General features: G+C 39.1%; 25 protein-coding genes and 1 pseudogene. 14 read left to right on the forward strand and 12 right to left on the reverse strand.

Annotated features, from left to right (window positions below; all coding sequences use genetic code 11):
* The first annotated feature begins 782 nt into the window (after window positions 1-782).
* From LOC50_RS04825 to LOC50_RS04845, 5 genes are all read left to right on the forward strand, one after another.
* Complete coding sequence (locus LOC50_RS04825; protein ID WP_036982158.1) at window positions 783-2,162, forward strand: MATE family efflux transporter; 1,380 nt, start codon at window positions 783-785, stop codon at window positions 2,160-2,162.
* The gene (uvrB, locus tag LOC50_RS04830) at window positions 2,159-4,153 is read left to right on the forward strand and encodes an excinuclease ABC subunit UvrB (RefSeq protein ID WP_250653712.1); all 1,995 of its coding nucleotides are present in this window, start codon (window positions 2,159-2,161) and stop codon (window positions 4,151-4,153) included. The genes LOC50_RS04825 and uvrB overlap by 4 nt, the downstream gene beginning before the upstream one ends.
* On the forward strand, window positions 4,154-5,083 hold the full coding sequence (locus tag LOC50_RS04835) for a class I SAM-dependent methyltransferase (protein ID WP_250653713.1): 930 nt from the start codon (window positions 4,154-4,156) through the stop codon (window positions 5,081-5,083).
* Between the two features lie 8 nt (window positions 5,084-5,091).
* On the forward strand, window positions 5,092-5,757 hold the full coding sequence (locus LOC50_RS04840) for a tRNA (adenine(22)-N(1))-methyltransferase TrmK (protein WP_250653714.1): 666 nt from the start codon (window positions 5,092-5,094) through the stop codon (window positions 5,755-5,757).
* A gap of 86 nt (window positions 5,758-5,843) precedes the next feature.
* On the forward strand, window positions 5,844-6,857 hold the full coding sequence (locus tag LOC50_RS04845; protein WP_250653715.1) for a hypothetical protein: 1,014 nt from the start codon (window positions 5,844-5,846) through the stop codon (window positions 6,855-6,857).
* A gap of 11 nt (window positions 6,858-6,868) precedes the next feature.
* Here LOC50_RS04845 and LOC50_RS04850 read toward each other — a convergent pair whose 3' ends face one another.
* Window positions 6,869-7,111 carry a hypothetical protein gene (locus LOC50_RS04850; protein WP_008110174.1) on the reverse strand — a complete coding sequence of 81 codons (243 nt, stop codon included), beginning with the start codon at window positions 7,109-7,111 and terminating at the stop codon, window positions 6,869-6,871.
* Between the two features lie 165 nt (window positions 7,112-7,276).
* Between LOC50_RS04850 and LOC50_RS04855 the strand changes: the two genes are divergently transcribed.
* Window positions 7,277-7,726 carry a methyltransferase family protein gene (locus tag LOC50_RS04855; RefSeq protein ID WP_013465273.1) on the forward strand — a complete coding sequence of 150 codons (450 nt, stop codon included), beginning with the start codon at window positions 7,277-7,279 and terminating at the stop codon, window positions 7,724-7,726.
* 60 nt (window positions 7,727-7,786) lie between these two features.
* On the opposite strand, the gene queC is transcribed toward LOC50_RS04855, so the two are convergent.
* Complete coding sequence (queC, locus tag LOC50_RS04860) at window positions 7,787-8,443, reverse strand: 7-cyano-7-deazaguanine synthase QueC (protein WP_013465272.1); 657 nt, start codon at window positions 8,441-8,443, stop codon at window positions 7,787-7,789.
* A 145-nt stretch (window positions 8,444-8,588) separates the two neighbouring features.
* Here queC and queE point away from each other — a divergent pair, with 145 nt between their 5' ends.
* On the forward strand, window positions 8,589-9,254 hold the full coding sequence (gene queE / locus LOC50_RS04865) for a 7-carboxy-7-deazaguanine synthase QueE (RefSeq protein ID WP_036982177.1): 666 nt from the start codon (window positions 8,589-8,591) through the stop codon (window positions 9,252-9,254).
* 107 nt (window positions 9,255-9,361) lie between these two features.
* Here the strand turns inward: queE and LOC50_RS04870 are convergent, their stop codons facing one another.
* Together LOC50_RS04870 and LOC50_RS04875 are read right to left on the reverse strand one after the other, a co-directional pair.
* Window positions 9,362-9,634, reverse strand: coding sequence for a hypothetical protein (locus LOC50_RS04870; protein ID WP_036982178.1), 273 nt, complete (start codon window positions 9,632-9,634; stop codon window positions 9,362-9,364).
* A gap of 15 nt (window positions 9,635-9,649) precedes the next feature.
* Window positions 9,650-9,952 (reverse strand): hypothetical protein, encoded by a 303-nt coding sequence (locus LOC50_RS04875; RefSeq protein ID WP_036982187.1) that lies wholly within the window; start codon window positions 9,950-9,952, stop codon window positions 9,650-9,652.
* A 58-nt stretch (window positions 9,953-10,010) separates the two neighbouring features.
* Between LOC50_RS04875 and LOC50_RS04880 the strand changes: the two genes are divergently transcribed.
* Window positions 10,011-10,148, forward strand: a complete 138-nt coding sequence (locus LOC50_RS04880) for a hypothetical protein (RefSeq protein WP_171034729.1) — start codon at window positions 10,011-10,013, stop codon at window positions 10,146-10,148.
* A 72-nt stretch (window positions 10,149-10,220) separates the two neighbouring features.
* Here the strand turns inward: LOC50_RS04880 and LOC50_RS04885 are convergent, their stop codons facing one another.
* The gene (locus LOC50_RS04885) at window positions 10,221-10,667 is read right to left on the reverse strand and encodes a hypothetical protein (RefSeq protein ID WP_036982189.1); all 447 of its coding nucleotides are present in this window, start codon (window positions 10,665-10,667) and stop codon (window positions 10,221-10,223) included.
* Between the two features lie 257 nt (window positions 10,668-10,924).
* On the opposite strand from LOC50_RS04885, the gene LOC50_RS04890 reads away from it, so the two are divergent.
* Together LOC50_RS04890 and LOC50_RS04895 are read left to right on the forward strand one after the other, a co-directional pair.
* A complete protein-coding gene (locus LOC50_RS04890; protein ID WP_036982191.1) occupies window positions 10,925-11,305 on the forward strand; it encodes a BlaI/MecI/CopY family transcriptional regulator in 381 nt (126 codons plus the stop codon).
* Window positions 11,306-11,319: 14 nt separating this feature from the next.
* The gene (locus tag LOC50_RS04895; protein ID WP_250653907.1) at window positions 11,320-12,921 is read left to right on the forward strand and encodes a M56 family metallopeptidase; all 1,602 of its coding nucleotides are present in this window, start codon (window positions 11,320-11,322) and stop codon (window positions 12,919-12,921) included.
* A 137-nt stretch (window positions 12,922-13,058) separates the two neighbouring features.
* On the opposite strand, the gene bcp is transcribed toward LOC50_RS04895, so the two are convergent.
* Window positions 13,059-13,538: a thioredoxin-dependent thiol peroxidase gene (gene bcp / locus LOC50_RS04900; protein ID WP_013465264.1), complete on the reverse strand. Its 480-nt coding sequence runs from the start codon at window positions 13,536-13,538 to the stop codon at window positions 13,059-13,061.
* Between the two features lie 10 nt (window positions 13,539-13,548).
* Window positions 13,549-14,082 carry a glycine cleavage system transcriptional repressor gene (locus tag LOC50_RS04905; protein ID WP_013465263.1) on the reverse strand — a complete coding sequence of 178 codons (534 nt, stop codon included), beginning with the start codon at window positions 14,080-14,082 and terminating at the stop codon, window positions 13,549-13,551.
* Window positions 14,083-14,437: 355 nt separating this feature from the next.
* Between LOC50_RS04905 and bamC the strand changes: the two genes are divergently transcribed.
* Both bamC and LOC50_RS04915 read left to right on the forward strand, forming a co-directional pair.
* Entirely contained in the window at window positions 14,438-15,496 is a 1,059-nt protein-coding gene (gene bamC / locus LOC50_RS04910) for an NlpB/DapX family lipoprotein (protein WP_036982196.1), read from the forward strand.
* Between the two features lie 65 nt (window positions 15,497-15,561).
* Window positions 15,562-16,951: pseudogene (locus LOC50_RS04915) on the forward strand (YjiH family protein).
* A 34-nt stretch (window positions 16,952-16,985) separates the two neighbouring features.
* Here the strand turns inward: LOC50_RS04915 and LOC50_RS04920 are convergent.
* Both LOC50_RS04920 and LOC50_RS04925 read right to left on the reverse strand, forming a co-directional pair.
* Window positions 16,986-17,135, reverse strand: coding sequence for a DUF2897 family protein (locus LOC50_RS04920; RefSeq protein ID WP_076916055.1), 150 nt, complete (start codon window positions 17,133-17,135; stop codon window positions 16,986-16,988).
* A gap of 85 nt (window positions 17,136-17,220) precedes the next feature.
* Window positions 17,221-17,757 (reverse strand): acyloxyacyl hydrolase, encoded by a 537-nt coding sequence (locus LOC50_RS04925; protein WP_036982200.1) that lies wholly within the window; start codon window positions 17,755-17,757, stop codon window positions 17,221-17,223.
* A 246-nt stretch (window positions 17,758-18,003) separates the two neighbouring features.
* On the opposite strand from LOC50_RS04925, the gene LOC50_RS04930 reads away from it, so the two are divergent.
* Window positions 18,004-18,597 (forward strand): MlaC/ttg2D family ABC transporter substrate-binding protein, encoded by a 594-nt coding sequence (locus tag LOC50_RS04930; protein ID WP_036982201.1) that lies wholly within the window; start codon window positions 18,004-18,006, stop codon window positions 18,595-18,597.
* A gap of 210 nt (window positions 18,598-18,807) precedes the next feature.
* Window positions 18,808-20,145 (forward strand): ankyrin repeat domain-containing protein, encoded by a 1,338-nt coding sequence (locus LOC50_RS04935; RefSeq protein WP_036982202.1) that lies wholly within the window; start codon window positions 18,808-18,810, stop codon window positions 20,143-20,145.
* 63 nt (window positions 20,146-20,208) lie between these two features.
* Here LOC50_RS04935 and LOC50_RS04940 read toward each other — a convergent pair whose 3' ends face one another.
* From LOC50_RS04940 to arsC, 3 genes are read right to left on the reverse strand one after another with little or no spacing between them, the layout of a single operon-like run.
* Entirely contained in the window at window positions 20,209-20,661 is a 453-nt protein-coding gene (locus LOC50_RS04940) for a DUF2069 domain-containing protein (RefSeq protein ID WP_036982203.1), read from the reverse strand.
* Window positions 20,658-21,212 (reverse strand): NAD(P)H:quinone oxidoreductase, encoded by a 555-nt coding sequence (gene wrbA, locus LOC50_RS04945; RefSeq protein WP_250653716.1) that lies wholly within the window; start codon window positions 21,210-21,212, stop codon window positions 20,658-20,660. Before wrbA ends, LOC50_RS04940 begins: the two co-directional genes overlap by 4 nt.
* Window positions 21,212-21,559, reverse strand: a complete 348-nt coding sequence (gene arsC, locus LOC50_RS04950) for an arsenate reductase (glutaredoxin) (protein ID WP_036982212.1) — start codon at window positions 21,557-21,559, stop codon at window positions 21,212-21,214. Before arsC ends, wrbA begins: the two co-directional genes overlap by 1 nt.

Below are 21,559 nucleotides of genomic sequence, written 5' to 3' on the forward strand. Positions count from 1 at the left end.
TTCTATTTCCTGTATTTTTTATAAAGCGATAATTAACTTATTTAAAATAAATGGCTCCTTTTTATTTTGGTGCGTTAAAACGGTTGAACTAAATGCGTATTAGTTACGTAAACTAAAATTAGCGCTAAAACATAATATAAATTTTGACTGCAGCAATGCCTTGTACAAAAATAAGACAATCAATGAGTTAGCTACCTGTTTGAATGTGTTACTCACTGATATTAGCCTAAGAAAATATCACCTTCATACACATAACGGGGGCATACAACGCTGTTTGCATATTGGTAACGGAAAAAACCAAATGATCTAACAATTTAGCACCACGTTGTAGCCCTTTATAAACGTGGGGTTGATTGAGTTATCCACGGTTTCTGTGGATAACTCTGTTTATGAAACTTTAAGAACATCAGCACCTCCAGCATTGTAGGGCGCTACAACGATTTCAAGTATTAAAAAGCTTTTTTTTATATATTAAAAAAACAAAGGCTTATGATTCAGCTTAGATAGCCACCTAAACGATAAATAAAATTTTTCGTGACGATAAAGCATCATCGCTAACTGTGTAATAAAGCAACAAAATCTAAAAGGTAAATGTTGCAAAAGTTACATAAGTGTATTTAATTTGATTTTTAATGTGTTTGTGCAAAATTTATTTACAACAGCGTAAAAGTAATAGTTTGTAGATTAAAGGCTGATTTAGTTGTTTAGATTTAATAAAGCATGGCTTGAACTCTCCGGATGCTTTAAAATATGCAGCTCAGTAAAAGAGGCTTATTTATTTTATGCGCGCACATTCTCAATCACATACTCGCCCTGATTTACTCACTGCTCCAATCTTGCCTACGTTAAAGAAAATGACCGTTCCAATGATCTTTGGGATGATTACCCTGATGATGTTCAACATAGTTGATACTTTTTTTATTAGTTTATTGGGTACAGAGCCGCTTGCTGCAGTTAGTTTTACATTTCCTGTTACTTTTACCGTGATTAGTTTAGCAATTGGTTTAGGTATAGGGACTTCTGCGGTTATTGCAAAAGCATTAGGCAGTAACAATTTAGAAGAAGCGCGCTTTGATGCCAGTGTTTCGTTGTTGGTAGCGGTAATATTAGTATTAATTTTATCTGCTAGTGGCTATTTATTGATTGATCCCATATTTACGTTGCTTGGGGCAGGGGAGCAAGTACTCCCGCTAATTCATGAATATATCAGTATTTGGTTTTTAGGCAGTGTATTTTTAATTACCCCAATGATTGGTAATTCTGTACTGCGAGCCAGTGGCGATACTAAAACACCGAGTATTATTATGGGGGGAGCGGGGCTTATAAATGCTGTACTCGATCCCATGCTGATTTTTGGCTTTGGTCCCATTCCCGCATTAGGCATTAAAGGGGCTGCCATTGCCAGTGTTATAGCTTGGGCAGTTGGAGTGGCGATTATTTTTTACATATTAATTGTTAAAAAGCAGTTGCTTAGTTTAAAAGCGGGCAAACAAACTGTTATTGGTGCAATTCGTAAAATTTTAAAAATTGGTTTACCGGCAGCGGGTGCTAACATGCTCACCCCAGTTGCTATGGCAGTAATGACGGCATTGGTTGCTCATCATGGCCCCGAAGCCGTGGCTGCTTTTGGGGTAGGGAGTCGAATAGAATCAATAGCGAGTTTAGTGGTATTAGCCTTGTCGATGACCTTGCCCCCTTTTATTAGTCAAAACTTTGGAGCGAGTCATTTTTCTCGCGTAAAGGATGCCTACCTAGGAACCTTAAAATTTGTGATGTTATGGCAGTTTGTTATTTATATTTTATTAATTATGTTTTCTGGCGTCATTAGTGAAATATTTGGTAAAGAGCAAGCCGTTGTTGATGTCATAAAATTGTTTATTTATACCATCCCATTAAGTTATGGCTTGCAAGGAGTGATCATTTTATCCAACTCCTCGTTTAACGCTTTACACAAACCCATGAACGCCTTAGTTTTGAGCGTTATTCGGTTGTTTGTTTTTTATATTCCCTTTGCGTATATCGGGAACGAACTTGCAGGCTTAATCGGCTTGTTTATTGGCGCGACCATTGGTAATTTATTTACAGCATTTGTAGCCTACAAGTGGTTTATGAAAGAAATTGAAGCGTTAAGCAGTCAAGCATTACAGGAGTGTAGTCATTGAGCGATCATTTTCAGTTAGAATCAAAATTTAAACCCGCTGGGGATCAGCCTACCGCTATCGCTCAGTTGTGCGAAGGTTTAGAAGCAGGGCTTGCTCATCAAACCTTATTGGGTGCAACAGGGACGGGAAAAACCTTCACGATGGCTAATATCATTAGTGATTTAAATCGCCCCACTATTATTATGGCGCACAATAAAACCTTAGCGGCTCAATTATACGGCGAGATGAAAGAATTTTTCCCGCATAATGCGGTTGAATACTTTGTATCTTACTACGATTACTACCAACCAGAAGCTTATGTGGTAGCCAGTGACACCTTTATTGAAAAAGATGCATCCATCAATGAACACATTGAGCAAATGCGGCTCAGCGCCACTAAAGCGCTGTTAGAGCGTCGCGATACTATAATTGTTGCATCGGTATCGGCGATTTATGGTCTGGGCGATCCTGATTCATACATGAAAATGATGCTGCTTTTAAAAGTGGGTGAAAAGGTCGACCAACGTGACATGCTGCGCCGTCTTGCAGAGCTACAATATACGCGAAACGATATTGATTTTAGTCGCGGTACATACCGCGTTCGTGGTGAAGTTGTTGATATATTTCCAGCTGAATCAGACACCTATGCAGTGCGTGTAGAAATGTTTGATGATGAAGTTGAACGCCTAAGTATTTTTGATCCTCTAACCGGTGCCGTCGAAAAACACATAGTGCGTGCCACTATTTATCCTAAAACTCACTATGTAACGCCACGAGAAAAAATTCTCGAAGCCATCGAAAAAATAAAAGTTGAGCTTAAAGAGCGCAGAGCACAATTGCTCAGCGCTAATAAGTTAGTAGAAGAGCAACGCATAGCTCAGCGTACTCAATACGACATAGAAATGATGACCGAGCTTGGTTATTGCTCCGGTATTGAAAACTACAGTCGTTACTTATCGGGGCGCACACCTGGCGATCCACCGCCAACATTACTGGACTATTTACCCGATGATGCATTAATGATTATTGATGAATCGCACGTAACCGTATCGCAAATTGGTGCCATGTATAAAGGCGATAGAAGCCGTAAAGAAAACCTCGTTGAATATGGTTTTAGAATGCCCTCAGCTATGGATAACAGGCCACTGCGTTTTGAAGAGTTTGAGGCCATTGCACCACAAACCATTTATGTATCGGCTACCCCGGGTGACTTTGAATTAGAGCGCAGCAACGGCGAAGTTGCAGAGCAGGTTATTCGTCCAACCGGCTTACTTGACCCTGTTATTGAAGTTCGCCCGGTAGGCGATCAGGTTGATGATTTACTCTCAGAAATTTACAAATGTGTTGAAGCAAAAGAGCGCGTGTTAGTAACAACCCTGACCAAACGCATGGCTGAGGATTTAACTGATTATTTAAGCGAACATAATGTAAAAGTACGCTACCTACACTCTGACATAGACACTGTAGAGCGGGTTGAAATTATTCGTGATTTACGAGCCGGTGTGTTTGATGTGTTAGTAGGCATTAACTTACTACGTGAAGGCTTAGATATGCCAGAAGTGGCACTAGTTGCTATTTTAGATGCTGATAAAGAGGGCTTTTTACGTTCAGCTCGCTCGCTTATTCAAACCATAGGCCGTGCTGCTCGCCATCTTGATGGCCGTGCCATTTTATACGGCGATAGAATCACTAAGTCGATGGCCAAAGCCATTGATGAAACCCAGCGCCGCCGCGATATACAGCATGCTTATAATGTTAAGCACGGTATTGAGCCTAAAGCACTGATCAAAAAGATACTCGATGTAATGGATGTAGGTGAAGATGCTTCACCACAAGATAACTTACAGCTTATTCGTAAAGAGTCTAAAAAAATTCTTAGTGCGAAAGAAATTGCCACGCAAATTAAGCAGCTTGAAACCAAAATGCATGCCTACGCCAGTGATTTAGAATTTGAAAAAGCCGCCTCTGTACGCGATGAAATACATGAACTACAACAACAGTTGATTAATTAAATGACAATCGATTTTACTCCTCTTATTAATGCATTAGCAGACACGCCTTTTGCAGATAACGAATTATGCCGCGTATTTCATGGTCGCGGCCACAGCGTAGAAGCGCTAAGCCATATTAACTTAGACTTTTATCCACCGAGTTTGTTTTTGGTGTCATACAGTGAAATTGATGAGGTAACACTCACTACGCTCACCGATACGTTATGGCAGTGGGCACGACAACATCATCCAGAGCTAATTACTGCATTGGTATATCAGCAGCGAGCGGGGCTGCAAAGCCACAATACCTTAGTGCATGGGCAATTGCCCGCGCGCCATAGCGTAGCCGAAAATGGTGTGCGTTTTTTGGTTGATTTAATGAGTAAGCAAAACACCGGTATTTTTCCAGATATGCGAAAAGGCCGTGAGTTTGTCATGCACAATAGTAAACATGCCAAAGTACTTAACCTGTTTTCTTATACTTGTGGTTTTTCGGTAGCGGCTATGCACGGCGGTGCCGATCATGTGATGAACATGGATATGAGCAAGGGCGTGTTAAAAGTCGGTAAGCAAAACCATCAATTAAACAATGTTGATAGGGGCGTCAGTTTTTTACCGCATGATATTTTAAAGTCGTTTGGTAAGCTAAAAAAAGCCGCACCGTTTGATTTAATTATTGTTGATCCACCCAGCTTTCAAAAAGGCAGTTTTATATTAACAAAAGACTACCAAAAAGTGCTGCGCAGACTCCCTGAGCTTTTAAACGACACTACACAGCTGTTGTTATGCGCTAATAGCCCAGAGCTTTCCGAAAATGACTTTAAAGCACTTATTCAAGAACATACTCAAGGTGCTATTGAGTTTGTTAAACGCCTAGAACCGACTGATCGCTTTATTGAAATTGATAGCGATAAAAGCTTAAAAGCATTGGTGTACAAAACAAAAACATAGTGAGTTAAATGAAACTGAGTAAACGTTTAAACGCCATCAATTCATTAATTACAGAGCCTTACGATATTGTTTGGGATTGTTGCTGCGATCATGGCTTTTTAGGGATGGCGTTACTTGAGCGCGGTATAGCAAAACATATAAATTTTGTGGATATTATTCCAACGTTAATGGAAGCGCTCGAACAGTCGCTGCAACAATTTGAGCAAGGAAAGTCTTTACCTTCATGGCAAGTGCGCTGCGAAGATGTTGCGCAGATTAAATTGTCAACAGTTGCAAAGCAAGTGGTGGTTATTGCTGGTGTGGGGGGCGATTTATGTTTAAAGCTTATTGAACAAATTATTGCCAACAACCCGCAAAGCTTGCACCAACTCAGTTTTATTATTTGCCCCATTCAGCATCTTTACAAAGTGCGTGCAGGTTTAAAAGCCTGTAATTTAAAGCTCGAAAACGAGCAAATTATTGTTGAAAACAAACGTTTTTACGAAGTATTACACGTTAGTGTAAATGCCAGCCAAACACTCACTCAAACCGGTGCTCAAATGTGGGATAAATACAATCCACAACATCATCAATATCAGCAGCAATTGCTTAACCATTATACTCGAATGCTCAATAAAGATAGACTTTACTATCAAAAAGTTATAACAGAGTATCAACGAGTATTTGAATGCTAAGTCAGTGTGATCGGTTTTTGTGATTAACTACGTAAAGTGCTTCATAGTTAATATCTTGCCATCAGGCGGATTTATTTGGTTTAAATATGTCAGATAAAAATATAAAAATTGAGCCATTATTGGGCGATGGGCAAAAGTGGCAACACAGTTACGAGCAACCGATTTCGTATGCACCGTTAGTGCAATTGGCCAATAATAACTGGATTGTTCCCCAGCATTTTTTACGTTACAAACATACGCTAGCCAGCGTTAATGAAGTGCTTAACGACATTAGTTTTTCTACTCACTTTAGTGTGTTAGCTGCAGAAAAAAACAGTGATATTTATCTGCAAGTGGCGGTACTTAGTCCAGATAATTACCGTGCTGAGAACAAAGCAAAAAAGTTACTGTTTGGTCGTCGCTGGCCAGTAGAGCAAAATTTGCCAACCTCAGAGCTTATTCAAACAGCATTTTTAGCATTGAAAGTGGCACGCGAGCATGAAGTAAGAGAGCTTTTTCAGCTGCAGCATCAAGGCGCAACCAGCACGCCATTTAATAATCATCATGACTTACCCGTTATGGCTCAAAACCCTGAGCTTGTTAAAAGCACATCGTTTAAAAATATTCCATTGAACGACCTGATTGAGCGCCTGGTGTTTGCGGATAATAAAATTGCGCTAATTAACTGCCAAGCAATAATCACCGGTGAGCAGGTGTATACGGTTAAACTTCATTGCGATAGTTGTCAGCTAAGCGAATTTAATAATAAAACCTTGTCATTTTTAGCACCTAATGCAACAACCAACAGCTTTTTACATAGCTTTATTACCGCACTGGTTGCTGTAAGTAACGAGTATGTGAGTGAGCATTTTAAATACCAAGGCTTTGCGCGCTTTAGTAAAGATGTACACGCAGAGCAGGTAGGGGAGCTAAGTATTGCCATGCGTTCACCAAGTTCAGTTAGTTTATGTTCTATGGGTAAGCAAGAGGCGAATCAGTTAAACTTTGAAATAGACAGCGGCAGGGCACCTCAAGGGTGTGGACAAGCCATTGGCGGGTTTTTAGCTGCCCATGGTATAGAGCAGCCAGAAAATGCACATTTATACCCTAATTATTTATAACTAAGGGACGGCTATAGTTTGTTTATTTCTTGTTTTACGCTATAGCTTGAGTCGGTAACAATGGCTTCAAGTGTTTGTACTCGTTGTTTAAGTTCACTCACTTGAGCGGTTACCTCAGCTAGTTGTTTGTGTGCGTCTTGGTTGTTGTCCTGTACTTTATGTTTAAACTCAAGGTGCTTTTTATACATATCGTAAATAACCCCCGAACCGACAGAAATAAGTACAATGAGAACTATCATTGTTGTGCCAGACATAATTACTTCCTTTAATTTTATTTTAAGTTTAAATTATAACCATAATTAAGCGCCGATAAAGCTAATTAATTGTAACTTTATTTGTATTTATAAAGTCATTGTTATTATTTGTGCCGCCACCATATAATAACCATGTAGTTTTTTTAATCGATACAAGGAATAGGTATGTTAAATAATAAAATCCCACCGGTTGTCGTTGTGGTATTTTTCGCTGCTGTTATGGCACTGATTGCGCATTACACAGTAATAGACTTTACCGCCTTCATAACTTACCTAGCATTAGGATTAGTCGCTATAGGTTGTTTCTTTTGTATTGCCGGGGTCGTCAGTTTTCGTTTAGCCAAAACCACGGTACTACCAAATAAACCTGAGCAAGCAACAAGCTTAGTTACCTCAGGGGTATATAAACTCTCACGTAACCCTATGTATTTAGGCTTTGCTTTTATACTGGCGGGGTGGGGCGTGTGGCTAAGCTCTATTTGGGCTTTTTTAGGTATTGTGGGCTACGTTGGTTATTTAACGCTGTTTCAAATCATTCCCGAAGAGCGGGCGTTACATCAGTTATTTGGTGAGCAATTTGAGGATTACAAATCGCGGGTAAAACGCTGGCTTTAATGTTTTTTCATGCTAAAAAAGGCTACCCTTGGTAGCCTTATAGTGTGCTTATTTTAAACTTTACTCGTATTCAAGCGGGTCAGTTACGTTGTTCAGCTCAAAGGCTTCTAAACGTTCTTGGCAAGCGCCACATTTGCCACAGGCCTTATCACGACCGTTATAACAGGTCCATGTTTGGCTGTAGTCTAATCCCATTTTAATACCATCGGTTAAAATATCGATTTTAGTATTATTTAAATACGGGCTAAAAATTTCTACCGCATCGTAATTTGCAATACGACACACATCATCCATCTTTTTAACAAACTCAGGGCGGCAATCTGGGTAAATAGCATGATCGCCCGAATGCGCACCGTAATATACTTTGCTTGCTTTAAGCGACACCGCATAACCTACCGCTAAAGAAAGTAAAATCATGTTGCGATTAGGCACAATGGTGCTTTTCATGCTTTCTTCTTCGTAATGGCCTTCTGGCACATCAATATCGTCTGTTAACGACGAACCACCAATAAGCTGATTAATTGCCGATATATCAACAATTTTGTGCGGTACATTTAGCTTTTCACATACGCTGGCGGCGACTTTAAGTTCTTTAACATGACGCTGACCATAATCAAACGAGAGGGCATAAACATCATGGCCTTGCTGCAGGGCTTTATTTAATACAGTAAATGAGTCCATACCGCCGGAATAAATAACAACTACTTTTTGCGTCATACGTGGTTTGCTCTTTAGTTTTGATAGAGGTTTATATCAGGGCGCGATATACTACACGGCCAAGGCATAAATGACAATTTTTGCACCGTGCTTTGTGATTTCTAATAGTAACAATTTTGCCGTCAGGTTGTAAGTGAGATTTCTTTTGTACAAAATTAATGAAGTGTTTGAAACCATTCAAGGTGAAGCGAGTTTTACTGGTACGCCGTCTATTTTTCTACGCCTGCAAGGTTGCCCTGTGGGATGTTCATGGTGCGACACAAAGCAAACCTGGGATGTTGATAACGTATATAAAGTATCACTTGATGACACGGTAGAAAAAAAAGCCGACTCAGATCATTGGGCTGAGGCCAGCGCAGCGCAGGTACTTGAATTATTTAAGTCCCGTGGCTATACCGCCAAGCATGTTGTTATAACCGGTGGCGAACCTTGCATGTATGATTTGAACCCAGTATGTAATTTACTGCATGATCATGGCTTTAGCACACAAGTAGAAACCAGTGGCACCTTTGAAATACTCGCCCCTGCACAAACGTGGGTCACGGTATCGCCAAAAATTAATATGCGCGGTGGCTACAAAGTACTCAGTAGTGCCATGCAACGCGCCGATGAAATTAAACACCCAGTTGCTATGCAAAAACACGTAGAAGAACTGGAAGAGCTATTTACCGCCACCGGCGTAAACCCAAAACTGGTATATTTGCAGCCAATCAGCCAAAAAGCCTCAGCCACTAAATTAGCCATTGATACTTGTATCGCTAAAAACTGGCGCTTATCAATTCAAGTACATAAGTATTTGGGGATTAGTTAAAGAGCAGCTGTAAGCTGCTCTGCGTTAAGTTATATAACGTAGATACAAGGTTGGGTTATAAACCCAACCTAACTAAACAAATTTTAACTCATAAAGTTAAGCTGGCTTTAAATATAATTTTCATCAATAAACTGACACCACAGCTGTGTGTTTAATTCTGGTACATTTGGCTTATCTCTAATACCGAGTTTAAACATGATCACAGAGCGCCATTCTAAAGAGCCAATGTCTGGCCCATGTTCATAACCGTCACCGGTATTAATTTGCTGCTCAACATAGTTAAACCACGCCTCAGAGCACGGCGAATATTGTTCATCTTTTTGCGCAACACTACTGCATCCAGCAATAATGAGTATTAAAGGGGCCATTAATAGTTTCATATTTTACCTATGTGTTTATTTTGCTAATCGCTGCTGTGCTAAGGTTAAACGCTTATGTGACCTGTATACTTGCAACCTTTCATCGTCCGTAATTAAAAATGCATCCATTTCTACAGATATTAAAGCAGATATGGGGAAAATCTCTAAAATACCAAAGTCAGCAAGTTTAGCTGAAAGAAGTGCCGTTTTGCCATTAGCAATAAAAGTAGAATCTTGATCACGAAAATCGCCATCAACATATAGTATTGCACCACCAAACCATGAGTTAACAATTTTAATTTTATGACCCTTGACCGTGAATTCGAACTCTTTTCGCATTTTCAAACTCCATTTTTTAAAAACCTATAAAGTTTTAACAACGTGTTATATGAAATTTATGCAGAACTTTAATAATACACTCTCAAAATTAATTCAAAGCGATAAATACAAAGCGCTTATATATCACTTTGCGGCTGATTTACCTGCTGAAGAGTTTAATAAAATTTATCAGCAAGCACTGTTAGATGGAGAGTGAGAACGCAAGCACAGCGTAGTTTTTTAACCGCTAGGGTAGGCTATTTATTATTGAAATCTTTGCTCTGAAAATTCAAACAATGGCACTTACAAGTGCCCCCGCGTCTGTAATACCTGCATCCTTCATGGCTTGGCCGATCATTTGCACGAGCGCAATTACCTGAGATTGTGTTGATGAAACGATGTTTGCTTGTGCTTCAATTTGTGCCTGTATTGCCTCGTCTTCTTGGTCCGATTGAGCTTGTAATTGAGTGAGTTGCTCTTTTTGTTCTTCAAGCAGCTGCTTGAGCTCCTTAAGTTGCTCTATCATTTTAGCGATATATTCAGGCATTTCTGAACTTGCTGTTTTTTCAGCATTTTGCTCAGCCTTTTTTCCTGAGAGTTTATTGCGCTCTTTATCTGATAATTGATAATCAGTGTTGTCCTGATTTTTTGTTGTGTCTTTTGTTTGTAGTGCAATATTTGTTTTTTCGGCTGTAATTTTAACGTAAAAGGCTGAGTGTTTATTTAGCTGTATCACGGTTTATTATCCATAATGTTATTCGTTACCAATTTAGCTATCGGCAGAGATACTAATGTACTAAAGCGATAAATACAAAAAATGACATCTCATTATATATGTTCACTTCGATAATTATGCCTCTTATCGCTTATGTATTTACCAACCTCTAAATTTATTTTTTATTTTAAATTATATAATTTTTATATTGACACACTGAGTGCTTATTACTACATTTGTAATAGATGAAAACTACAACCGTAGTAATAGAGGTTAAAATGAAACTTAGTGAATTTGAATTAGACATAATGCAGTTGCTTTGGCAGCACGAGCCTTGTACTGCTAGCCAGTTACATAAAGCCCTACTTGCTGATACAAAAAAAGATAAGCAAGTAGCTTACACCACAGTAAAAACAATCGTTGATAGGTTAGAGCAAAAAGAGGCGATAGTACGCTGTGGGAACGAGGGGAGAGCGATCGTATTTAAATCAGTGATCACTCAAAGCGCATTTTCAGCACAAGCAATGCCTAGCTTTATGCAGCGTTTTTTTAAAGGTAACTCTCGCAGCTTAATTGCCCATTTTATTAAAGAAGAAAAACTGAATGACGAGGATATTGAGTACCTACAATCGTTATTGAAAAATAAAAAGCAAGATTAAAGGAGAAGGCTATGATGGATTATTTTGTAACTTGCACAATTATTAGTGTGTGTTGTTTGCTTGCATCATTAGGGATGAAAAGTGCCCCTTCTAGATTAAATTTTTACGTAATAATGCTGGCTTTAATAGCCTGGTTTGTTCCTTGGCAATACTTTTCTCAATTGCCATTATTTGAAAGTACATCGCAATATACTGTTAATGTTGCTGAGTTTAGTTTTTTAAATACGTTAATAGCCCCTACCAGTGCGCAGGTCATAACATCAGAAAGTAGCATTATTGCACCAGTGAGTTGGTTACCATCATTAAACCATATTTTTAGTGTATTGCTGTTTAGTGGAATTGGCTTGTTTACATTGCGTGTTGCTATGTATGTAAAGTTAGTCAAAAACTTAAAAGCTAACTCAAGCTTATATAGCACTTCAAAACGAGCAAACTGTATATATCCAATAAGATTCACCTCAATTGGAGGGCCTGCTTTTGCAACAGGATTAGTCAATCCGGTTGTTTGGCTTACTCCTGAGATGGAAAATCGAAAAGAATTAAACTCTGTTATTGAGCACGAATTAACGCACTTACAACAAGGTGATATTTATTGGACATGGCTAATTTGCTTTATAGAAAGTGTTTTTTGGTGGAACCCAATATGCTCAAAACTAGCGCGTTTGGCAAAAGAGCAGTTAGAGCTTAGTTGTGACGAAAAATGTATGCGTAAACTCAAAGGTAAGTATCAGTTAGATTTAGCCAGTTTGTTACTCTCTGAGCATGAAAAAAAATCTAAATATAACTTTTTCACTCCCCCTCTTTTGAATATTGAACACTCAAAGAGTTTTAATATTCAAAGGATTAAAATGTTAAACAAGGAAAAAACAATGAAAAGTAAACATATGGTAATGGCCTTGGCTGCACTGTCTTTTAGCGCGTTGGCAGCAGCACAAATTGTTGATGAAAATCCAAAGAATGAACAACATAGTGCGCAAAAACAGCCCGCAGCTAGTAATCAGTATAACCAACAGTTAGCGCAACTTTTAGAGGTAGCTGGTGATGCAAAAAGTGATCAATCAACACAACTAATACAAACGGCAAAAAATATTCAAAAATGGTATGCAAATAGAGATGTGCTATCAGGTTTTGAAGAGGGAAAAATTAAATTAGAAAGTTATACTTTACTCGTTCATGTTTTTTCTAAACTTGAACAATATGAAGATATCTTAAGTGCTTACGAAACATGGTATCCAGCAGGAAGCAACCCGCCATATTTTACGAAAAACTCGCTTGCTAATGCCTACATACAACTAGGTCGTTATGAACTGGCTATAGCTGAATTAGAGGAGTTGTCTAGAGAGCTTGACGGTAACTTACACGAAGGTTCTGCTGGGAACTTAGCATTAGCTTATATTTATAGCGCAGATTACGATAAAGCATTAGACACACTGCAACAAGCTAGTTTAGAGGGAAGTGCTTATGGTGATGTTTTAAAATACTACATTTTTGATCAGCAAAATAATCAAACAAAAATGGCTGAATTAAAAGGACGTTTACCAGCAGCCTTTGCGGTAACACCGGCTCTACTTCCTCGAATAGGTATTCCACAATCACCGTTATTAGCTAAATTATAAATAAGCAAATATAAAAAAGCGTTGCCCTTGAGCAACGCTTTTTTTTATCTTGTTTAGCCTTTAGCCTTTAGCCTTTAGCCTTTAGCCTTTAGCCTTTAGCCTTTAGCCTTTAGCCTTTAGCCTTTAGCCTTTAGCCTTTATTCAGCTGCTAAATAATCTAATACCACTTGGTGGTGATCTTTGGTTTTGAATTTATCAAACAAGTGTTTAATTTTACCGTCTTGGCCTACTAAGAAAGTGAGGCGGTGGATACCGTCGTACTCTTTGCCCATAAACTTTTTATAGCCCCACACCCCAAAAGCGTCAGCAATGGCATGATCTTCATCTGAAAGTAGGTCAAAGTTAAGCTCTTTTTTTGTTTCAAAGTTTTTAAGACGCTTAATCGGATCTGGGCTTATGCCAACAACATGGGTGTTAAATTTAGCAAGCTCGGCTTGTTGGTCACGCAGGTTTTCGGCTTGTACGGTACAGCCAGGCGTTGACGCCTTAGGATAAAAGTATACCAGTACTTGTTTTTCTTTTAATAACTCGCTGAGCACGACAGTTTCGTCATTTTGGTTTTGTAAGCTAAAAGCCGGTGCTGTGTCGCCACTTTGTAATGGGGTAATTTTGTTCATGCTAAACTCCTTAGCGAATACGTCGAAAGATGTAATCTACGTTTAAAACGTGCGAAAGGTTTTCAAAACTAATTTTAAATTGGTCAATATCAACGTCAACGGGAATATTAAATTCAAGTTCACAGCGCATTTTAAGCTCAGTTTCTTCTTCGTAGGTGTCTGATTTTAATGAGCAAATATTAATATTATTATCTGCAAAAAAACGCGTTACTTTGCTTAATGTGCCAGGGGTGTCTATGCCGGTATATTCTAAGGTATAGCCTGCACAAAACTCGCTTTGATTATGGCTTGAAGTACGCTTCATCATAGTGAGCAGTCCAAGCTCCATGCCTTTGGTGGGTAATGTATGCTCTATGCGGCTAATGGCTGACATATCACCGCTAAGTAGCATAATAAAGGTGAATTCGTTGCCTAAAATTGCAATACGGCTATCTATAATATTACAGTGGCAATCGCTTACGAGTTGCGTAAGTTCACTGACGATGCCCGATCTATCCTCGCCAATTGCGGTTAAAACAATTTGATGATTTGAAAATGCAGTCATGGGTTTTAAAGTACCTAAGTTACTTGGATGAAAACAACCGACTTGGCAACAAAAAAATAAACACGTAGCGTTGCACGGCGGCAAAGTTTAACACAAAACCCGCGTTAAACTATAGCAGCGGTTAATTTTAGGCGGTTAATAGTGCAGTGTTTCTTGTTTTTACAAGCTTGTGAAAGTACCATAGCAAAAATGTGTCTATTTGTAGCCTAGTCCGTTTGTTATCTCATAGGCTGAATGCAGTTAGGCAAGCAAATTATAAATGTAAAGTTAATATTGATTTTACACTGAACCAAATCGGCATTACCCACTCATATATTTGTTAAAACAATTAAGGGTATGCTAAGGAGAATTATCTGTGCAGTATTGGATCCCAAAAGCACTAGCAGTAAGTGTATTGGTAAGTTTGTCAGGGTGTAGTGTATTTACAAGTGATGCTCATAATGAGCGTAATTACCGCGCCCATGAGCCGGTTAAAGTGCCTGCATCGTTATCTCAACCCGCTCAAGATCCTGTTTATAAAATGGATGTGGGTCAATATGATAATAATCCGGAGGCAACAAACTATCGTCCGCCGGCGCAAGTTTTAACCATTGCTAAAGGCAGTTGGGTTGAGGAAGCAGATAAACAAGCGCGTATTTATTTTGATAAAAATGACGGCATTGAAGATTTAGATGTGTTTATTTGGGATTCGATTCAAGCGGTGCTTGCTGATAATAACATTAGTGCAACACAGCAAGATAAAACGCAAGGAACACTTGTAACCGATTGGTACGCTATTATAAAGCCTGAAGAAAGCTGGTTATGGGGCAATGATGAAAGCGTTGATTTAGAGCGTTTTAAATTTACTATTGAAGAAAAAGAACACCAACGCACAGCCTCGTTAACTGCTGAGCTTATTGATTTTAAAGGTGATAAGCCGCTAACTGATTTATTAAAACAACAGCTTGAAGTGCGTGCACTTAACCAAGTAGTGAGTGAGTTTGATTACCGCTACCGTCAGCTTGAAGTTGATATGCGTAAGCGCCAAGGGATCATCTCGTTAGAACTCGGGTTTGATAACAAAGGCAATGCCGCACTTGTTACTGAGCAGGCTTACGATACGGTATTCGATCGCTTTTCTGGATTCTTAGAGCGTTTATCTTTTACTATTGTTGAAATAAACCAAGAGACAGGTTTAATTACAGCAGATTATGCGAAAGTAGAAACCAGTGTGTGGGATTCAATTTGGGGCGATGAACCAATAGAGCTTCCAATTGATGAAGGTCAATACCAAATTTTGGTTAGCAAAACCAAACAAGGTGGCACCAGTCTAACGTGGATGGATGACAAAGGCGAAACACTTGAACCAGGTACAATGAATGGGTTACAACAAGCATTAGAAGCGGCGCTAATTAAGCGCGGTATTAAAATTTAATAATTATAAATACTTCCCACAAAAAGAGCTTTTTGCTCTTTTTGTGGTTTTTACAGGTTAAAAATATGTCTCAGTTAGATTCATCACGCCCAGCACCGGTCCAAAAAAGTTATGATTTGAAAATATGGTTGGTTTTTTTAATTCCTTCATTAATCGGTGTGTTTTTGTTTATGACGCCAGTACCGTCTGGCGAAATAATGACGATTCCTATTGCGGTAATGGCAAAAGCAATTCAAGCTTTATTTAGTCAAATAGCGCTTGGGTTAATAGCGACGATTATTTGTATTACTGGCGTTATGTCGTTGGTATTTAGTGTGTTTAAACCGAAAAGCTTAACCAAATTTCGCTTATTAAATCATTTGTTTAATGTGAGTTGGATTTGGTTAGTAACACGGTTATTAGGTATGGTGTTTGTGCTTTTAACTTATTTTCAAGTTGGGGCCGCATGCTATTACCTCAGAAAATACCGGCTTGCTGGTATTGAAAGATTTACTACCAGTGTTGTTTTCGGTGTTTATTTTAGCGGGCTTGTTACTGCCGTTATTACTTAACTTTGGTTTACTTGAGCTTGTGGGTACCTTACTTACTAAAGTAATGCGCCCATTATTTGGCGTACCAGGGCGCAGTGCAGTTAACTGTGTTGCTTCATGGTTAGGTGATGGTAGCGTCGGTATTTTAATGACTGCGCGTCAGTATGAAGATAAATATTATACTCAACGTGAAGCTGCGATTATTGGTACCACTTTCTCAGCTGTTTCAATTACCTTTTGTTTGGTTGTTATTGGCCAAGTAAAGCTTGAATACTTATTTGCACCTTTTTACCTAACTGTGTGTTTAGCGGGTGTAGTGGCTGCGATAATTGTTCCGCGTTTACCGCCACTGCGGTTTAAAAAGGACGTGCTTATTGATGGTAAAGAGCCCGATGGAAACGCTGAATTGGTTCCTGAAGGCAAAACATTACTTAAGCATTCACTTGATGTTGCATTAACTAAAGCAGAAAAAGCACCAGGCTTAAAAGGCACAATTGAAGAGGGCTTACACAACGCATTTGATATGGTGTTTGCAGTATTACCTGTGGTAATGGCTGTGGGTACATTTGCGTTAATTATTGCTGAGTACACGCCAATATTTCAATATTTAGGTATGCCGTTTATTCCATTTTTAGAATTGCTACAAATACCTGAAGCTGAAATGGCGGCACAAACGATTATGGTTGGATTTGCAGATATGTTTATCCCGTCTATTCTAGCCGCAGGCTCAATTGAAAGCGATGTAACACGTTTTATTATTGCGGCAATGAGTGTAACGCAACTTATTTATATGTCTGAAGTGGGCGCACTTTTATTGGGTAGTAAAATACCGGTTAATATTTTTGAGCTATTTGTTATTTTTATTCTCAGAACCTTAGTAACCTTGCCTGTTATTGCCTTAATGGCACACTGGTTAGTTGGCTAGAACAGTCATTTAAACGAAAAAAAGCCCTGATTATTCAGGGCTTTTTTGTTTCTTTGCTTTGCGCAGATGAGCGTGGTGCTGAGGGTTTAAACTCGCTTTTTGCACTTAAACGCAGCAGTACTAAATTGCCGATAACAATAGCCAGTACAATCACGATAACGAGTACGATTTGCCAAATTTGCATTGCGATGCTCTTATTTTTTATTAAGCGATAATTATGACCACTTTAAATAAAAGCTGCAATCCTCTCTAGGGCTGTAAATAAGCAATTAGAACCGTTGTGCCACCGATAACGTTAAAAAGTTAATACCTGGGTTGGGCGCTTTGAATCCGGCGTTTGAATAGTGAATAATTCGCAGCGCTACATTAGTTTCACCAAAATCTGCCACTAGGCCTATCCTATCTTCAAACTGATAGTGAGTACTTAGGTTTTTACCAGCAAAATAGCGCTCATCAAGTAATGAAAAACCAATGCCAGCCTCTACATAAAAGGGGGTGTTGTATACACTAAATACTGGAAATTGCACCACCGGTGACACAGCCAAGACCACGTTGGATTGTGATTGTTGATCATGGCGGTATTGCCACGCATTAACGCTGGTTTCTAAATAAAAACGAGCATCGCCGACAAAGTTTTGCATTCCTTGAGGGTGATATTGATACGCAAGCTTTGCCCCTGTTACATTGCCTTCTCCTTTTAATAAATCGACGGCATAACCATGGTTAGAGGATGCATAAGCGGCTTTGGTAGCCAATATAAACAGGGTAAAAACAAGAACTAAAAGTCTGTTGTATGAGGTTTTCATAACGGCCAACTAGGGTTTAAGTCAAAATAGTAAAGGGATAATAAGGGCGGTGAATTGGTGTTTTCAATAAGGACAAAAAGCCGCTTGTATATGGCTTGTTAACTGATTTATTTAACCAATTGAATTTATTTAATTAATTTAATTGGTGCCAATTAGGCATTAATAAGTTGCTTATTTATGCCTTTTTTATTGCCTGTTATTTGCGTAAATTACGCTTAAATTAATTATTTAAACTATGCATTTTTTATGAAACTTATAAAGCTTTTAATGGTTATTGCTGTTTTTTTCAGTAGCACTTTGTATGCACAAACGCAGCCATCACCTAAGCAGTTATTGCAAACTGTAGCAGAATCATTATTTAACGATATTGGACAGGTAAATGCGAAAGGCGATGCCAGCAAAGAAGCCATGTCGTTAATTGTTCAGCAGCGTTTAATGCCACATATTGATGTTAAGTTTGTGTCGTTTAAATTATTAGGTAAGCATATTAAAGGTATTAACCGTGACCAAGGTGTTGCGTTTATTAATGCTGTAGAGCATTACTTAACAGGGACTTATGCCGGTGCGCTCATGAAGTACACAGGGCAGGATGTAATATTTGAGCAAGACGCTGCTGCAAGCGACTCTAAATTTGCTACGGTAAAAACGCAAATTATTGAACCGAATAAGCCAACCATTGATTTGCACTTTAAATTGCGTTTAGGTAACAACAACCAGTGGAAAGTATACGACATTGTTGCAGAGGGAATTTCGTTACTCAGTGCTAAGCAAAAAGAGATCATTCAACGTATTTCTGATGTGGGATTAGACCAAGTCATAGCAGAACTTCAGCAAAGTTAGTACTTTTGCAATTAACAGCTCCAACCTTAAAAGCAGCTAATGACGTATGTTGTTAGCTGCTTTTGTATTTTGGCCTATATTGCATGAGTTTACGCTAGCTTGGCTACCTAGCTGTGGTAGAATATTAGCTTCTTTGATTAAGCGTGGTGTCAGCTAAATACTGTTATAACTGACTACTCACCCGAGCTACACTGGAGTTGTGTTGTTTTAATGGAAAATGTACTAATTTGGCCAAAGGAATACCCGTTACTGGTCAAAGGGCTGGTTGAGCAAAACGGTGCCTTCATTTTAGATGCTTTAGAAGCTTGGCCCGCCTGTCGCTCTACTGAAGAAGATAATGGTGTATGCACCACTGTTTTACCCCCAATTTATTATTTAACCTGGTTAACCCCCTTAGAGCCATTCGAAGAGTGTTATTTTCAGCATATTTCTGAATATGATGAAAACGCACAAGAGTATATTGCTGCACTGAAAGAGCATTATTTTGCCAATGATTACAGCATAGAAAATATTGTGCTAATGCTGTGTCAGCGACTTGAAAAGTACGCAAGTGTGTCGGCACAAAATAACATTGAAACGCCACTTTCTTTAATTAGCTTATTTTTTAGTAAACGCTTTTTTACTCTGATAGAGCATGCACTAGAGCAAGGTGCAAAGCTCTCAGCTGCAGATACCTTAGCTATTTGGAAAGAGGTCGATTTTAGAGAGCGTTTAAGTGCGCATATTCCCCAGTCGATTGCTGATATTGACCACTTAGCAGAGCTGACCAGCGAAAAAGTGGCTGCTGGCAAAGATTACTTTACTTTGTTAACTCAGGTGTCTCCTGATGTTGATTCTATTGTGCTTTTAGAAAATGCCTTACTTGCGCATTTAAACAAGAAAAAAGCTAAGCAAACCATGGCAATGCGCTTTATTGAGCAAGGCGCCACGGGCACCTTAACCGATGAAGGTAATAAAACAGCATTTATGTGGGCGGCAGAAAAAGGCTACGTAAATGTAGTAGAAACACTCCTGCAGTACCAAGATAAAAAAGCGGTAGACGACCAAGGTAATACGGCGCTGCATTACGCGGTGATAAGTAAAAACGAATCGTTAATGATTTTACTGCTCAAAGCAGGGTATGACTTTAGAGCGCGAAATAACGAGGGGTTAAGTTGTTACCGATTAGCGGTTAGTATAAAAGCCAGCAACTTAGTTAAGTGCCTTGAGCGTGACTTTGGTATTAAAGAGTTATCGCCAGAGGGGCAGCTAGAGCGAATTAAAAAGGTGCATGTGCTACATGCGCTTGTGGCTTTATTATTACCGCTACAGTTATTTTTCTTTTTTGATGAAAACATCACTATAAAAAGTGAGCTTACTCTTTTTATGACCATGACGGCGGTGGTGTGTTTTTTCTTTGCAACGAACTTAAAGCGTTGCTCATTGTATCCGCATGTAAAACACCCATGGGGGTTGTTTTTAATACGAATGATGTCGGTTTTTAGTCTTGTTGCACAACTAGGTTTAGCCTGTATTGTAGGGTTGGCAGCTTTAAGCGAGTTAGTTTAAAAGTTAATGTTTTGCTACAAAAAAACGCGCTAATTAGCGCGTTTTTGCATTGTTGGGTATTTATTACGGATTGTTTTTATCGTGCTCGTGTGCAGCTTTTTCTTCAGCGAGCTCATCTTTAAGCTTGCGAATTTTAAGCCCAAGTTCTTGCCCTCTATGGCGCGCATAATAAGTACAGCCAATAAACATAGATGAGGCAAATAATAACTCAAGCAATACCCATATAAGCTCATCTTGTGCGACCCACAGCAATGTAAAGCCATGAATAAAGTAAAACATAACAATAAAATTAGCCCACGCATAGGTGTAGGTTTTATCTTGTAATATGCCTTTTAATGGCAGTAATAGTGGCAATACATACACTAAGAAAAGAAAGGTGTTACTGTGACCGTCTCTAGGGGCTAATACAAACATCCATAACGGCATTAAAATAAGCAGACCAATATAACCAAATAAGGCTAGGCGCTGAAATTTAATGGTAATCGGTTTTTTAGCAGGCTCGCTTACTTGAATCATTTAAGTTTACTCGCAACTTGAGTCAGGCGTTTTCCTACGCTTTGACATATTTTAATTTCGTCTTGACTTAGGATTGAGCTGTTATTGCTACCTGCAACGTGAGAGGCGCCATAAGGTGTTCCTCCTGTTTCGGTGCCGAGCAACTCAGGTACATCGTAGGGTACGCCCATCAACATCATCCCATGGTGTAACAAAGGCAATGACAAATTGAGTAGGGTTGCTTCATTGCCACCATGCATACTGCTTGATGATGAAAACACACAGGCAGGTTTATCGATAAGTTGGCCTTTGAGCCAAAGATCGCTGGTGGTTTCCCAAAACGTTTTTGCTTGTGAGGCCATCATGCCAAAGCGGGTCGGCGTACCAAATGCAAGCCCGTCACAGGCAACTAAATCATCTTTACTGATCACAATGTCATGCGGGTTTTTAGCCACAAAAGTACGCAGTAATGCAGTTGCACCTTGTTGCTCTATTGACTCTGCAATCTCATGTGCCATGGCTTCTACTGAGCCATGGCTTGAGTGATACAGCACCACGATGGTTGTGCTCATTATAGAACGCTTAATACGTTTTCAGGCGGGCGACCTAGGGCGGCTTTATTGTTATTTACTACAATAGGGCGCTCAATTAGTTTTGGGTGATTGACCATGGCATCAATAAGCTCTGACTCGCTATTTTCATCTTTTAAATTAAGCGCTTTGTACTGCTCTTCTTTGGTGCGCATCAAATCTCGTGCCGAATTAAACCCAAGTTGAGAAACTAAGGTACTAATTTGCTCATGAGAAAGCGGTGTTTTTAAGTATTCAACAACACTCGGTTCAATGTTTTTACTTTGTAATAGGTTAAGGGTTTCGCGTGATTTTGAACAACGCGGATTATGATAAATAGTAACTGACAT

The sequence above is a fragment of the Pseudoalteromonas sp. SCSIO 43095 genome (assembly GCF_023650455.1).
Lineage (GTDB): Bacteria > Pseudomonadota > Gammaproteobacteria > Enterobacterales > Alteromonadaceae > Pseudoalteromonas > Pseudoalteromonas tetraodonis.